This window comes from Facilibium subflavum, from assembly GCF_003574485.1.
GTDB classification, from domain to species: domain Bacteria; phylum Pseudomonadota; class Gammaproteobacteria; order Francisellales; family Francisellaceae; genus Facilibium; species Facilibium subflavum.
Genome location: NZ_QLIT01000277.1, coordinates 1 through 14038, shown reverse-complemented (window position 1 = coordinate 14038; position 14038 = coordinate 1). Strand labels below are relative to the sequence as shown.

Genomic DNA, 14038 nt, shown 5'->3' with positions numbered 1-14038 from the left:
AAATGGAAAAGGTACTAGCAATATTGAATGATTTATTTCTTTCTAAAGCAAAAGGGATTGAAGTGCTTGATCTGAATCTAATCTCATGTAAGGCGGCAAATAAAAATAGTCATGATTACCTTTTTAGTTTAATCTACAACAAGTTTAAAATCCCCTCATTTAGCGTAGTTGCTTATAGGGAAAATATATCTCTAGGTACGGCACTCATATCTGAAAAAATCAAGCATCAAGAGTGTCGCTCAAGTACTGAGTATAGTAAGTTTGATGGTATAGATTCATTTGTTGAGGTTATAAGTCGTGAATTCACAGAAAAAATCATGAAAAACAGTCAATATAGTTCAGATAAACTGCAAGACATAATCAAAGGTTGTTATGCTAAGTGTAAGTTTCAATATAATATGCATTTTTTAGATAGTTTAAAAAATTCGTTGTTTGATTTCATTAATCAGCATGAGAGTGACTTTTATCCTGAATTAAATAATGATTATATTAGAAAGAGGTATTTGAAACCTGACTCAAGTGAGCTGCTATCCTTAGCAAAAGCGCTTTTAGAGGAAACAATTCAGTTTGAAAATACGGCTATGGTGTATGTGAAAAATGTCGTAAAAGACAGAGAAAAATGGAATGGTTTATTTTTTGATAAAACGACTTATAGCAGCTCAAAAACGGATTTATCCTTGATTTAATAAGGCCTTGTTGTTACTGGATACTACATTTCTATTCTTATCGGTATTTAAGAGAATAAGCCTTTGCATATGTTGGTGCGCATTTGATATTTCAATAAAAAGTTCATAACGATTTTTCATCTGTAATTTATCAATCATTGATGAGATAAGTCCTTCAATCGTTCTTGTAGATCGATGAAGTAGCTTGGCAATTACCTTGGTTTCGTAGTTCCCATGGTAGATAGCAGAAAAGCAGCGGTTTTCAGCGGTGCTTAACTGGCTAAATTTATCAATTTTGTAATAGCTTGAGCTGGAGATCTCTATCTCTGGTGCTTTATTTTGCCAAGTAAAGGGCTCTGTTTGAATTGTTTCAAGTATAAATTGATGTGCTTTGTTATGTATATCGCTCAAACCACCATTATTTTCAAGACATTTTAGCTCGCAATAAAACGATTTTTTAACAAGTAGAAGAATATCACTGATTGTATTATCTGTATGGTAATGAAATTTGACTGGTGTTGACAAAAAATTATCCTGGCAGACAATAGAGGAAAACGATGTCTTCATGCCTAGTGTTTTATTGATGCTATATATATGATCCATAAAATACCGATCTATTTTGGGAGGTACTTTTAGGGCGTTATGGAAGTTATTAAATAGAGACTTTTCTGCATCAGGGTGATTTGCATAATCCAAAAAATGATCTGTATAACCAAGTGGGACTTCAATTACCTGGTTATCTGAAGAGAACTTGGTAAATACAATTCCTTCAACTTTCATTGGTAAGTTTAATTGCCGAATAAAGCGTGTAAATTGATGTTCATGCTTTTTCCACTCATATTGATAAATATTTCTTAATGAATTCATATTTAGTATCTCTCACCTATACTGTTGAATTAAAGTGCTATTGCCTAACTGTATAACAAAACCATTAGTGGTTCTGGTGCAATTTTTATTACTTACTTGTTGCTTTTAGATCAGAGACTATCAGGTTGTGCCTGATCTAATCTTAAAGCATTTATTCAAGCAAATAATCCATAGGCCGTAATCAGGAGATTTTTCCATAATTTCTTGTTTTATTGATCAAGTATCTATCAAATAATGCGATAATTTTAAATATATTTTATTTTCAAAAATACCGGGAAATTACCAATTCCTAAATTCAAAAAAGTTTGATATCTTATGAAAGTCAAAAATATAGCACAGGCGTAAGACTCCAAGCTTTCTAATGAGGTGTATTTTTCTTTTCCAGCAGTTTATCCAGGATTTTTTGTTTTTCTTTAAGAAATTCAGACCTTCGTAACGCCATCATCTCGTTAATACTACCTTGAACATCGCTGGGTTTTAGTCTATCTGTGATTAAAATGCCATTGACATGATCGATTTCGTGCTGTATACGCGCGAATAAACCCCTTTTCAATGCTTTGATGCCATTTCCCATCTTCATCCTGATAGCAAAGTTCAATTTCAATAATAGGTAGTCCCATCGTTTTGGCAATTATGGTTGCGGGGAGTGTTAAAAATAATAGCAGTAAGGATTTAATATTCATAGTATAGCATTCTCATTTGATTCGTTTGAATTTTTAACAGGCGCGTGTCTATTGTTAATGCGGGCTAAAACAAGCCTTTGCATATGCATATGCGCTTTTGATATTTCAACAAACAGCGCATAGCGGTTATTTACTTGCAGTTTGTCAACCATTGAGGAGATAAGTCCTTCAACTGTTCTTGCAGATCGGCAAAGTAGATTGGCGATGGCCTTGGTATCATAGTGTCCATGATAGATTGCCATAAAGCAGCGGTTTTCAGCCAAGCTTAACTGGTTGAACTTATTTCCAGGTTGATGTGGTATGGGAAATCTTATTTCTGGCGCATTATTTTGGTAAGTAAATGACTCGGTGTTAACTGTTTCACGTATAAATTGATGTGCTCTGTCATGCACGTCTTTCAATCCTACGATGCTTTCAAAGCACTTAAGCTCAGGATAAAAACGTTTTTTTACGACCAAAATAATATGAGAAACCGTGTTATCCAGATGGTAATGGAATTTAATCGGTGTGGGGACTAATGTATCTTGACAGACAATCGATGAAAATGACGTTTTCATGTTGAGCTCTGTGTTAGTACTATATACATAATCTATAAAGTAGCGATCTATGCTAGGAGGTGCTTGCATAATATTATGGAAGTTGTGAAACAAAGATTTCTGTGCACGTGGGTGATTCGCGTAATTTAAAAACTGATCTGTATAGTGTAGTGGGACTTCAAGCACCTGGTTGTTTGGAGAGACTTTGGTATACATTATACCTTCAATTTTTATGGGCAGGTTTAATTGTTGAACAAATCGTGTAAATTGGCGTTCGTGCCTTTTCCACTCGTATTGGTAAATATTTTTAATAGAATTCATCTTCTTTTGATACTCTTCTTTGTTAATTACTATTTGTGTTTGTTGTGCGGCAATCAAAAGTAGGGTTGATGCCACACAGGCTTAAAATAGTGCTAAATAATGAAAGAAGATGGTGGTGCGCGAGCTGATATTCTATGATATGGATGTTGATTATGCCATATAAACTCATCGATAATGGTATATATGGAAATAGTTTTTTTACATGCGGTAAAAATATAAGCAAAAATACATGCGGCAAATAATAAACTTGTTGAAAATACTATATATCGTAACAGCTTCATCGTGTGATGAGGAGTATTTATCTGATCGGGGTTTGGGTCGGCTGGAAAACTATTTTGGTTATTTTGCGTTAATGTATTATAAGTAGAAGTATGCTCAATTTGAGTATTAAGCTTGATAAGGTTTTTACCCAAGGGCTGTAGAGCAAGCAGGATAATATACAATATCAAAAGTATTGTGATGGTTGGCCTGCTTATCGTAAGCCTTGTGTTCATCTTATATCTTAACAATAGTTTAATTATTATCAACATGAAGCATAAAATACAGTCAATATTGTTTTGTGTCAAGTGTTGATAATAAGTAAATATTAACCCTTATCTCCCGGGCCAGTTTATTTAGAGCGGATTTTCAGTAGTTCTACGATACTTATTAATACATGTTATTTAATATACTCACTGTTTTTAGATAATCTATTAAAGATAAGGAGGTTTTCGACAGTGACCTGGTTTAATTATGATATAGGGTTTTATAAGCAATACTCCCCAAAAAAGGATTCGATATTTGGTTTTAATTTGCAGAGATCATATTCGGGAAATGTGGCTTTAATAGAAGACCCAAAGTACTTACAGTCAGATAAAAATTATTCATTTGTTGTTACAGTAAATGGTAACGTTGGTTTTGCCGATCAAGATGTGCCTCATACAACAATTGCTAGCACCTTAGAAAATAATTCAAGCAATGTAAGTGTAATATCTGCTGGAAAGTTGATCAAAAATAAAGAGGATAAGTACAATATAGAAATAAAATCAAATAATTATCAACTTGGTTTTGCTTCATTTGATCCAATCTTGGAAGTGCTTGCTCAAGGAAATAAAAGCAGCATATTCTTTTTCACAGATAGAGAAGGATGTAAACAGGTTAATGCCATTGAAGTTCTTAAACGCAAAGAGAGTAAGGAACAGTTAGGTTTCTATATCAATACAAGATCGCAAGAAGGAAATGGTTTTTGTTTTTCCAGATTTTCTAAGAAGTTGAAGCTTTCTGCAGCAAAGAAGATATTAAAAGGGCTATGTAATGGTGCGTTTGATGTGTTGGAAGAGATTGAAAACAAAGCATTACAACAAGGCCGATTAGGTCAAGTTTTTAATAAGATCTGTGATCAGGGGGTTGTTGATAAACAAAATATTTTAAATCAATCTTCTAATAGATCTTCTTTGCTAGGCAGTATTGTCGATGATAATCAAAATAATTTTTATAAGGGTGACGAGTACTTTTATCTCTTAGAAGGGAGGCGGCTTCGTGCGATAACAGAAGATGAGTTTTATAGGAAAACATTAAGTGGATAAAACAAGTTAACAACCGATCCAACTGCAAAGGTTTTGATGAATTGGATCATCTTATCGTGTTGGCCATTACCGCCTTAGGTAACTTACGGCCATCACGTGGATCATCGCCAAGCGATGCTGACAAAGATTAGGTAAAAATGACAAGCGTCATTCGTCACAGCCGCCTGGCGGCTGTCCACGTAAGCATTGTTCCTGACCAATAACGGTTTGGGCTGCTTGCAAGCAATGTCACTACTATCATTCCTGAAAAGCAAAGCTTTGGCGGGAATCCACGCAAGGCTTGTTCTTTACCAACGCCAGCACAAACACAAAATAAAAACAAAAATCACGTAATTTTAACCTATTTTTCGCAAGATACTCTTATTAGAATCTGTCCTTGTGTTAAGTAAATATACTTTAAGATGGGCAGAATGCGCAAAGACGTTTTAAGTAGTATTATTGAGAAAAATGATTTTTATCGCCGTAATTTTCAGCGTGCGGCACTTGGGTTTTTAATCAGTGCAATTGCAAATATTATCTTAATTGTTTTGTTATTCATTGTTGTGTTGGTAAAACCGACCAATCACTATTTTTCTGTCAGTCAATCAGGAGAGCTTGTCCAGATACGACCAACTGATCAGCCAGTGGTTGATAATCAGTTAATCATTAGCTGGCTGTATCAGCGCTTACCACAAATTTATGCGGTAGATTTTGTAAACTATCAAACACAGCTTCAGATGATGGCGCCTTTGTTTACTGAATCAGGCTGGTCAAAATTTTCTGTGGCATTTATGAAATACATCGAGACGATTAAAAAAGAAAAGCTTGTTTCATCACTGGTGCTAAAACAGGCACCTGTTGTTATAGGTCAGGGGACAATTCAAGGTGTTTATACCTGGCGTGTACAGGTGCCTGTTGAAATTCATTTTGAAAAAGAAAATAAAAGTCAAAGCAGGGCTATGTTATTAACGGTTAACCTGCAAAGAGTAGCGGCAGAGAAAAATCAAGGGAAGCTTTTTGGTATCTCACAGATTATTCAAAACCCGCTGACACAATAATAATGGATGAAAGTAATGTTTAAGTTTACACGAACACGAAAATTTCTTGCCCGAGCTATCGGTGTTGGTTTGATTAAACAGCAACACCAGTTTATTAAAGAGACATTAAAAAATACCTTTGTTAAAAAACGTGCAGATGAACAGCACAGCTTTGAAGATTTACCTGGGATTGGTGTCGATGATAAAAAGCTTGCATTAGCCTTACGGCACTTCATCCGACTTTATCGTTTTTTTGCCGTGATTAGTGTGCTTCTTTGTATCTATTTTTTCTATTTGCTTTTTATAAAATCAGACTATGCCAGCAGTATTGTGTGTTTTGCAGTGATTTGTGTCACGCTGGCACAAACATTTAAAAATCATTATTGGACAATTCAGATTAAACAAAAAAAGTTAGGTCTAAGTCTCAATGAGTGGCTTTATACATTTAAAAAAAGGAAGTAATCAATGGGGCTGATAAATGAGTTGTTTGGTAGCTGCTCTAGTGCTGCTACAGGGCAAAAAGACGGTGGGATGACGGTAATTAATGCGTTATTTAATGTCGATAGTTGCCGTGATTTTCTAACTGTATCGCATGAAACCAGCATCTTTCAAGTGATGTTTCATGCCTTTAATACCACATTACTAACCTTTGCTTTTTTACTTTATGCCTTTATTGTTGTTGTTGGAACCATTAATACCGCAAGAGATGGCAAAATTTTAGGCAAAGATTATGATGCTTATTGGCTGCCATTGCGTGTTGTATTGGGAACCTTGGCCGTTGTTCCTGCTAAATCAGGCTACTGTATTGCGCAGCTTATCATTTATCTTGCCTTGTCTGTTGGGGTTAATATGGCCAATATTGTCTGGAGTAAGGCCTATGATAAAGCGATTTCAGGGCAAGTGGCCCCTGTTGTGCCAGATGAGTTAAAACAACACCTAAAAGATAAATTATCTATTTATTATCTACACAACATGGTGGCGCAAGAATTCAATCAGACATTAGCAGAAAAGGCTGAAGAGGATCCACTAAAGCCTGAACTTATACGTAAATATATCAGCCTGCCAATCGCGCTTTCTAATGGTAATGTCGATCCAACGCAATTCAAAACTTTTAACGATAGTGTGAACAGTGAGTTAAATAAGTCCCTTGAAAAAGCAAAACAAAGCCAGCAGACGGTATTTTCACCTTCGATGATTAATGGTTTACAAGGTTATTTTTCCAGCCTGTTATCGCAAACGGATGTGGCTTTTAGGGATACATCGGGGTTTTTAGATGACCACGGCGAGCTGCAGTTCTTCCAACTTGGCTTTGGCAGTACAACATTAAACGGCATATATCATTTTTCAATGGGTGCATCTAGTGCGATAAGCGCGGTGGATCCTGTGCAAAAAGCAATTTCTGAGACCATTGGCAATTATCTAAAGCAAGCAGATGGCAAAGGTCTTAATAATACCGTTCAGGATATTATGTGTGTTGTAATGCAAGATGGCGGTGAAGGTTGTCAAAAACAAACGAATATTCCTATAAATATTCCTCAAGATAATCCCCAAAAAACGGATTATAGCTGGTGGGACGCAGATCGCAATTATTTAAATCTTGATGCCGGTTTAAGTCAAGGGTTAAAGAAACTCTATTCAACCTTGGCAGAATTTGATAAATCCTACAGTATCAGCTCAGATGGGACAGTGGAGCTTAATTCTCAATATTTAAATGCTTATGTGCTCAATAAATTTAATAAAGACAATATTTATCCGATGCGCATTCAAGTGCCAATGAGTAATACCAATGCTTCAAATAAAAGCTTTAAGTCAGACATATCGGCGTTAAATATTGTGAATATCAAGGCGGTTAGAGAACAATATTTGAATCTTATTGGTGAAAAGGAATTTCATAATACAGTTCCCTATAAGCGCATTATTGATGTGCTTATTACCGACCAGCTAAGACCTGAGTATAAAGGTTATTTAAATTTGATTTATTTATATCTAACAAGCCTTTTAGATCACAAGGACAGTAATAAAACGGCACCAAGTAAGCTTGCAGCGCGTATGGTCAATTTTCTTTATGAGGCTAATGAGAATGGGGTTGATCTCTTTGTATCAAAAAGTGCAGCGGCAGGCGGTGAAAACAGTGTAGGCACTGACCCGGCAAAAGCATTGCTGGATGATATCTATTCAGAAGTTTTAGGCAAAGGCCAAGATACACGAAAAGATCAGGCAAAAGGCTTATTGGATAAGATTTATGACTTTGCCAGTAAGAAAGAGACGGACGATCATATTATGGGAAGCTTTAGCACGATAAAACGTGTGCAGTCATTAGGTATCTCTTTGATGCAAAACACCATTGAGCAAATGCTGGCGATTTATGCCCATGCATCCAATGGGTTTAAGAAGATCACGGATGATTATCAGCGCTCATTAGATGATGTCATGGCAAGCTCAACAGGAGATGCAGTACTAGCGGCATTTTTTCCCTTTGTTTCAGGTTATCTTCAAGCCAAAAAAACGATGGAGTTTGCTAAGGCTTCGGCAACCACGGCGATTGAGATGGCAAAATTTTCAACAAGTCTTATGTGGCTGCCATTAATCTTCTATGTGTTAACAACCATTTTTGGCATTGGTGCAACATTTGCGTTAATTGTTCCACTGACGCCATTTATATTGTTTTGGGCCGGGAAAATGGCCTGGCTTTTATTAGCAATTGAGGCCATGGTTGCAGCCCCCATTATGGCTTTGGGGATTGTATATCCAGAAGGGCATAAAGTCTTCGGTAAGGCGCAATCAGGTATTCAGATGATGATAGGGTTGTTATTCAGACCAGTATTAATGATTTTAGGCTTAATTGCCGGGATTACCTTAACCTATATTGTGATTAATTTTTCAGCTTCTGGGTTCCATGCAATCGCTGATCAGTTGACAAGCTTTATCCCAGATAGCAGCGCCTACGCCAAGGGCTCATTTGTGCTGCTTCTAACCTTTTTATATGCAACCTTTATTGGGATTGCATTTCACAAGTGCTTTTCGATGATTTATCTGGTGCCAGATAAGGTCATGCAGTGGATTGGGCATCAAGCAGGCGATCGTGCCGGTGAGCAAGTTTTCCAGGAGATGAAAACAGCAGCAACACAGCAATCCCAACAAATGGCGCAGTCTGGTTCTCAGGCAGCAACCCAGGGTATTGAGACGCAAAAGCAGAATAATAAAGAGCTTCAGCAGAAATATGAGTCTGAGAAAAAATCAGAATATGAAAGAGATATGGCTGCAGGTAAAGCGATTGGGCAGGGTGTGTCAGAAACAGCACAAACTGCGGCGAAAGTTATGGTGTAATTTTAAATGTCAGCAGGAGGGTAAATGAGAGCGGTAAGTAGGTTTTTTAGTATAATTATCTTGATGTCATTAGCGAATTTGGGTTTTTCCGAAAGGGTATATTCTTACTTTCATATTCGCCTTTACAACCTTAGTGATCATGACATTACTTTCTATCTTAAGGAATATAGACCCTCATGGATCGAAGATTGGTGGGGGATAGGTTCAGATGTTAATTTTAAAAATAAGGTTATACCAAGTGTCACAGCTAAAGCAAACAGTGTTATTTATTTTACAGTATCAACATCGAGAAATGGTGGTGGTTTAAGTAGTGCCGAGATGAATCTGAATTTCTGTGATTCAGCCCAAGATCCATATTCACTAGATGACGGTGAAAAAGCTTGTGAGAACGCCCAACATCATTTTTATTTAGGTATGGACTCAACTTGGCACAATTTTGCCAGGTATGTTCGTATATTTAAAGGCGTATCTATTAAGGGCTATGGAAGTAAAAGTGAACAGGACTACTATAATGAGCGTAAATATAAAAGTGATCAGTATTTCACAATACGTATAGATCATTAAATTTATTTTTAGAGGATTATCAAAATATTGGATAAAATAAATGAAACAATTGAAGTTTTTATATATAGGATTTAATAGGTTTGCAATAGCTTTTTATTTACTCCTGGTTATGCTGAATATACTCTATGCAGTACCTTCTGCTCCTGGAATTAAAAAGTATAAAAATCAATCTCAGCAACCAGGTGACTTAAAAGAAGTCACATTAAAAATATTAAATTGTACAGGAAGGCGGATGTGGATTGATGATCTTTTGGGTATTGCTTCAGAAGACGCAATAACAAGAGATGTGCGCGCATATGATTTAGTTGAAATAACACATCTTTACCTTTCTAAAGACTTGGAGAAGTCTGGAACTGTAGATCGCTTTTCTAAAAATACCATTAAATATTCCTTTTCAGACTTGCTATACAGAGATGAGAATGGTGAGCAAAAGGATAGGAAGAAAAGTGGTCAATTTGTTTTTGGCAAATCCGATTTTGCATTTGATTGGTATGAAAATATTGATCAGGTGGATTTAACATTTTCTGGTACAACTGCAACTGTTTTATTAAAGCCTGGAAAAAATGAAGAAGCATCAGCTGTATTTATCAGCAATGCGCCTTGTGCGGATATGCGTGAAAGGAGTTGCTCTCAAACTGCTTTTAGTTCAGTACCTGATCAGTTGGGCGGTTACCCCTATATCACCATTAATCCTCAGTTGCAAAGCAAAGTAATAGATGATCCTGTGATTGATGCCTGTAAACCATATCAACGAGAACAGGCATATAAGTATTATGATGTGGGGCTTCAGGATAATCTAACCAGTTCAATGGTAACACCTGGCGATGTTATCCAATTTAAGTTTCCATTTGCACCAGAGGACAGAAGCGCAGTTGTATGTAAATATATCTGGCGCATTAAAAATGCAGGAGAAAAAATAGACTGCCAGGATACGAAGGGTAATACAAGGGATGATATCGCAATGCAATTTACGCAAGATGGGACAAGAATTCGGGTGATGTGTGTCGGGAAAAATTGTCCTAAATTAAAAAACACGTAGTTTTACGATTTTTTATTTATCAAAAATAAATTAACGTTAGCTAAGAAAGATTATTAATTATTTAGAGATTTGAGGATATCACTATGGCCTTGACATGGAAAAGAGCAAAATATGAAGAAGCAATGGAAAAAGCATTTAAGCAGTTAAAGTCAACTGGAAAAATTGAACCTGAGACAAAAAAAGAGCTTGATAAAATGACATTGCAGAATGTTGCTATGGGTGATCAATTAGAAAAGTTATATCAAACAGCACAAAACGACCCAGATAAGGCAAAGACTATGTATGAGGGCTTGCAACGAGAGGTAAGATCACAAGTTCATACAAATGATCGTCAACTAGGTAGAATACAAGGTGCGTTAGGTAAGATTGGGCAAAGCTCTATCGCCTTTGCACTGCTTGATTTAGCAGCTGAATACTTTTATGCAAGAGGAATAAAAGGCCCGGAAAATGAGCTTGATGCATTTAAAAAAATGTTTGAAAAGCAAAACAATCAGGCTGAGTTCAACCCTGATAATCAACAAAATCGTAATTCAGAAAATAATCAGAGCAATAGGGCAGAAAATAGAGGGCCAAATGGCGCGGAAAATAACGCTAATTTTGAGCTTGAGAGTGCATTGAATAATTCGGGAAATAACAACAGAGAATTGAGTATTAATAATTAAGTAATAGACGCTTTGCTGGGTGATTCTAGTGAATCTAAAAATTAAGTACTTTAAATAACAGGCAATTAAATATGGATCAGACAAAACTAAGTGAATTAAATAAACTGCTTAACAAATATAGAGCTAACAAAGATAACAAAAAGGGTTTACTACAGTTTGAAATAGCTGAAAAGCTAACTATTAAGGATTATATCTCCCATGTAAACAGCACGAGACTTGAGGGTGAGAAAGGGATCAATATTGACAGCCTGTTTAAAGAAGGTGAGGATCTGCCTGAGCTTACAGCTGATAGTGATATTGTAAAGAAATTTAATACCTTTGCTGCGGTTTTTGAGAAAGAGACTCCTACGGATAATGCTGAAGCTGAGATTGAATTTAAGTTTAAAAAAGCGCTTGAAGATAAACATTTAAAAGCCTGGTTTGCTACGTTTGATGGCTTTCGTGTAGAGGACGATAACAAAAAGACTCAAGATAAAAAAGAAAAGCATGGGTTTGATATTGTGGATCATGCTAATGATAAAACAAAATATAATATCACAACAAGCAAGGCTGGTGACAAACAAAAACTTAATATTCAATCGACCGGCGAGTTTAATGCAGAATCTTTTGTTAAGTTAATCGTGAAGACTGCAGGTAAGTCTCCCGAAGGTGAAGTGAATTTTGGCTCACCAAATCAAGTTGGGGCTTTCTTTCAAAAAGCCAATGAAAAAGGTGTAGACCTTACAGGTTTAAAAATAGGAGAAAATAGTCCTAAAAATCTTAAAGAATACTTTGAAAAGACGCGACAACAGTATGATAACTCTGTTAATAAAAATAACCATGAAGTCAATATGGACGGCTCTGTAAGAGTAAAAAGTTTCAGTGAAAAAAAAATTACTTTGGATAAACTATCCAGCAAAGAAGCTGAGGAAAAGTTTGACGCTTTATCACAAAAGAGCTCTGAAGAGGGGAGTAAGTCAGAGTATTCCATTTGTAATAGCCAAATATGATAGATAACTAAAATGCTAAACCAAAAAATCAAGCAGTTTTGGCGTGATAATGCCGATAGTTATTTAAAGGCGGTGTTAATTCATCTTAAGCAGCAAGATGATGTTTTATCTTTTAAGCTGGATGAACACCAACAAATACAATTGCAAAGCATTATTGATAGAATCTATCAGGCAAAATTTAGCATCAAGGTCGCTGATATTTTTATTGCGCTTGCGAATAGCTTACCGTTTATTGCAATGTATTATTTATTTAAAACAACCAAACAACATAACCCTTTATTTATTGAGGCATTATTAAGCTATGTGTTTGAAAAGCCAACCAAGGCAGCAGAGGATTTTAAATCAAGAATCATGCTTGTTGAAAAATCGCAACTGTTGGTGCGTTATTTAAATGTTGAAAACTTATATGCGTTAGAGGATAAATTGCAATAGTATGCTGTGATTGCTTGTGAAACTTTGAAAATACAACAAAGACAACCGCTGGGGGCGTGTCCATGACAGTGCTGGTATTTAATATAAACCCCAATAAATATCAGTGCTGTTAATGGTTAGTAATAGTAAGAGGTGAAAAATGCGATTAGATTTACAAAAGCAATTGGAGAGATTACGCATACAGTTACGATTGATCAAAGTATTTGCCTATTTAGATCGACGCTATCATCAAAAGCTTGATGATATGCTTAAAGAAGCTTATGCGCTCAAACAAGCGTTATATACGTACATGCTTGAAAAAAAAATGACAGATGAAGAAAAGCTTTTGGCGATGGATGAAAAGATAATTCAGCAAATTCATCAGCGTTATGAAGTATTGTCACTGCAATTTGAGCAGTTTATGGAAAAATTTGCGCATTTGAGCCCAGCTGAGCAAAGTGCGCTTAATAACTTTGCCGAGCATAAAATGGATGAAGAAGCATCTCTATCCACAGAGACTGCATTTATCTGTGATCATGAAATGAGTGATGATGAGGTTAATGCCTATGTAAAACAAAAAATAAACCAGGCAAAGCAGCAGAAAACACAAGATGTAAGCGAACAAAATAAAGATAATGCCAATGAAAAAGATTTGGTTATTCAAGAGCAGATAAATATAAAATCAGCGGCGCACATTCCACATGTTTGCAAGAATATTAATAAGCTTGCAGCATGCTATACGCATCATGGTGCTAAAAGCAAGTATACACTAATTTGTAAAACATCTATGTTGTTAAATGAGATGCAAAAAATGCTTGATCAGCATTTAGAAAAACCTCATGTAAATGGGGTGATAAATTTATGCTATAAGCCTGAGCTTAATGATAGTATCTATCAGCAACAACAAAGAAAACATGAGCAGAAAAACATAACTGATCTGCAAAAAGATAACACACGGGACTTTAATCTGTGATGAAATTAAATGAGCGGATTCAACAGTTCTGGCAGGATAATGCAGATAGTTTTTTAAAAACACTGTTGATTCATATCCAAAAATTTGATCAGTCCTGTTTTAGTGAACTTGATGAAAATCAACAGCAGCAGCTTTCAACGATTATAGCGCATATACATAAGGCAACTTATACGGATGAAAAAGCCAAGGCTTATCTGACGCTTGCCAATAACCTGCCTTTAGCTGTTATGTATTTTATCTTAAAAAGCACACAACAAGAAAACTATACATTTACTGAGTCATTGTTATCTTATGTTTTTGAGAATGATACGGATGATTCACAACTGTTTAAGTCAAAAAATATTGAGCTTGAAAAGGCGCAATTACTCGTGCGCTACATTAATTGCGATAATCTGCAAAAATTTACTGTACACGAAGAAA

At 35.8% G+C, this 14038-nt stretch carries 16 protein-coding genes; 12 read left to right on the top strand and 4 right to left on the bottom strand.

All coding sequences use genetic code 11. The features are described from left to right. Positions 1-686, top strand: a 686-nt coding sequence (locus DNK84_RS13330) for a hypothetical protein (RefSeq protein WP_119344963.1), incomplete at its 5' end; no start/stop codon positions are given. On the opposite strand, the gene DNK84_RS13325 is transcribed toward DNK84_RS13330, so the two are convergent. The 4 genes from DNK84_RS13325 to DNK84_RS13315 form a co-directional block, all read right to left on the bottom strand. After that, positions 672-1532: a helix-turn-helix transcriptional regulator gene (locus DNK84_RS13325; RefSeq protein ID WP_119344962.1), complete on the bottom strand. Its 861-nt coding sequence runs from the start codon at positions 1530-1532 to the stop codon at positions 672-674. The two genes, DNK84_RS13330 and DNK84_RS13325, sit on opposite strands and share 15 nt — an antisense overlap. A gap of 358 nt (positions 1533-1890) precedes the next feature. Beyond that, positions 1891-2106, bottom strand: coding sequence for a peptide deformylase (locus DNK84_RS15125; RefSeq protein WP_208123341.1), 216 nt, complete (start codon positions 2104-2106; stop codon positions 1891-1893). Next, the gene (locus DNK84_RS14720; RefSeq protein WP_208123342.1) at positions 2015-2215 is read right to left on the bottom strand and encodes a hypothetical protein; all 201 of its coding nucleotides are present in this window, start codon (positions 2213-2215) and stop codon (positions 2015-2017) included. The genes DNK84_RS15125 and DNK84_RS14720 overlap by 92 nt, the downstream gene beginning before the upstream one ends. After that, on the bottom strand, positions 2212-3147 hold the full coding sequence (locus DNK84_RS13315) for a helix-turn-helix transcriptional regulator (protein ID WP_119344961.1): 936 nt from the start codon (positions 3145-3147) through the stop codon (positions 2212-2214). The genes DNK84_RS14720 and DNK84_RS13315 overlap by 4 nt, the downstream gene beginning before the upstream one ends. Before the next feature lie 740 nt (positions 3148-3887). Between DNK84_RS13315 and DNK84_RS13305 the strand changes: the two genes are divergently transcribed. From DNK84_RS13305 to DNK84_RS13255, 11 genes are all read left to right on the top strand, one after another. Continuing rightward, positions 3888-4637, top strand: a complete 750-nt coding sequence (locus tag DNK84_RS13305) for a hypothetical protein (RefSeq protein WP_162902480.1) — start codon at positions 3888-3890, stop codon at positions 4635-4637. A 410-nt stretch (positions 4638-5047) separates the two neighbouring features. Then, positions 5048-5674: a DotI/IcmL/TraM family protein gene (locus DNK84_RS13300; protein ID WP_162902479.1), complete on the top strand. Its 627-nt coding sequence runs from the start codon at positions 5048-5050 to the stop codon at positions 5672-5674. 15 nt (positions 5675-5689) lie between these two features. Continuing rightward, positions 5690-6115: a hypothetical protein gene (locus DNK84_RS13295; protein WP_119344957.1), complete on the top strand. Its 426-nt coding sequence runs from the start codon at positions 5690-5692 to the stop codon at positions 6113-6115. 3 nt (positions 6116-6118) lie between these two features. After that, positions 6119-8980, top strand: coding sequence for a DotA/TraY family protein (locus DNK84_RS13290; protein ID WP_119344956.1), 2862 nt, complete (start codon positions 6119-6121; stop codon positions 8978-8980). A 24-nt stretch (positions 8981-9004) separates the two neighbouring features. Further along, complete coding sequence (locus tag DNK84_RS13285) at positions 9005-9544, top strand: hypothetical protein (protein ID WP_119344955.1); 540 nt, start codon at positions 9005-9007, stop codon at positions 9542-9544. A 40-nt stretch (positions 9545-9584) separates the two neighbouring features. Beyond that, a complete protein-coding gene (locus tag DNK84_RS13280) occupies positions 9585-10583 on the top strand; it encodes a hypothetical protein (RefSeq protein WP_119344954.1) in 999 nt (332 codons plus the stop codon). Between the two features lie 83 nt (positions 10584-10666). Beyond that, complete coding sequence (locus tag DNK84_RS13275) at positions 10667-11245, top strand: hypothetical protein (RefSeq protein ID WP_119344953.1); 579 nt, start codon at positions 10667-10669, stop codon at positions 11243-11245. 71 nt (positions 11246-11316) lie between these two features. Then, a complete protein-coding gene (locus tag DNK84_RS13270) occupies positions 11317-12234 on the top strand; it encodes a hypothetical protein (protein ID WP_119344952.1) in 918 nt (305 codons plus the stop codon). Between the two features lie 12 nt (positions 12235-12246). After that, positions 12247-12666 (top strand): type IVB secretion system protein IcmW, encoded by a 420-nt coding sequence (locus tag DNK84_RS13265; protein ID WP_119344951.1) that lies wholly within the window; start codon positions 12247-12249, stop codon positions 12664-12666. 139 nt (positions 12667-12805) lie between these two features. Next, complete coding sequence (locus DNK84_RS13260; protein ID WP_119344950.1) at positions 12806-13618, top strand: hypothetical protein; 813 nt, start codon at positions 12806-12808, stop codon at positions 13616-13618. After that, positions 13618-14038: type IVB secretion system protein IcmW (locus DNK84_RS13255; RefSeq protein WP_456236420.1), on the top strand; the 421-nt coding region annotated here is incomplete at its 3' end. The genes DNK84_RS13260 and DNK84_RS13255, both read left to right, overlap by 1 nt.

What these genes read in the sequence shown, in the direction of transcription:
- DNK84_RS13275 (WP_119344953.1), top strand. Translation starts at nt 10,667, where the DNA reads ATGGCCTTGACATGGAAAAGAGCAAAATATGAAGAAGCAATGGAAAAA.
- DNK84_RS13290 (WP_119344956.1), top strand. Translation starts at nt 6,119, where the DNA reads ATGGGGCTGATAAATGAGTTGTTTGGTAGCTGCTCTAGTGCTGCTACA.
- DNK84_RS13280 (WP_119344954.1), top strand. Translation starts at nt 9,585, where the DNA reads ATGAAACAATTGAAGTTTTTATATATAGGATTTAATAGGTTTGCAATA.
- DNK84_RS13260 (WP_119344950.1), top strand. Translation starts at nt 12,806, where the DNA reads ATGCGATTAGATTTACAAAAGCAATTGGAGAGATTACGCATACAGTTA.
- DNK84_RS13295 (WP_119344957.1), top strand. Translation starts at nt 5,690, where the DNA reads ATGTTTAAGTTTACACGAACACGAAAATTTCTTGCCCGAGCTATCGGT.
- DNK84_RS13265 (WP_119344951.1), top strand. Translation starts at nt 12,247, where the DNA reads ATGCTAAACCAAAAAATCAAGCAGTTTTGGCGTGATAATGCCGATAGT.
- DNK84_RS13325 (WP_119344962.1), bottom strand. Translation starts at nt 1,532, where the DNA reads ATGAATTCATTAAGAAATATTTATCAATATGAGTGGAAAAAGCATGAA.
- DNK84_RS15125 (WP_208123341.1), bottom strand. Translation starts at nt 2,106, where the DNA reads ATGGGAAATGGCATCAAAGCATTGAAAAGGGGTTTATTCGCGCGTATA.
- DNK84_RS13285 (WP_119344955.1), top strand. Translation starts at nt 9,005, where the DNA reads ATGAGAGCGGTAAGTAGGTTTTTTAGTATAATTATCTTGATGTCATTA.
- DNK84_RS13270 (WP_119344952.1), top strand. Translation starts at nt 11,317, where the DNA reads ATGGATCAGACAAAACTAAGTGAATTAAATAAACTGCTTAACAAATAT.
- DNK84_RS14720 (WP_208123342.1), bottom strand. Translation starts at nt 2,215, where the DNA reads ATGAATATTAAATCCTTACTGCTATTATTTTTAACACTCCCCGCAACC.
- DNK84_RS13300 (WP_162902479.1), top strand. Translation starts at nt 5,048, where the DNA reads ATGCGCAAAGACGTTTTAAGTAGTATTATTGAGAAAAATGATTTTTAT.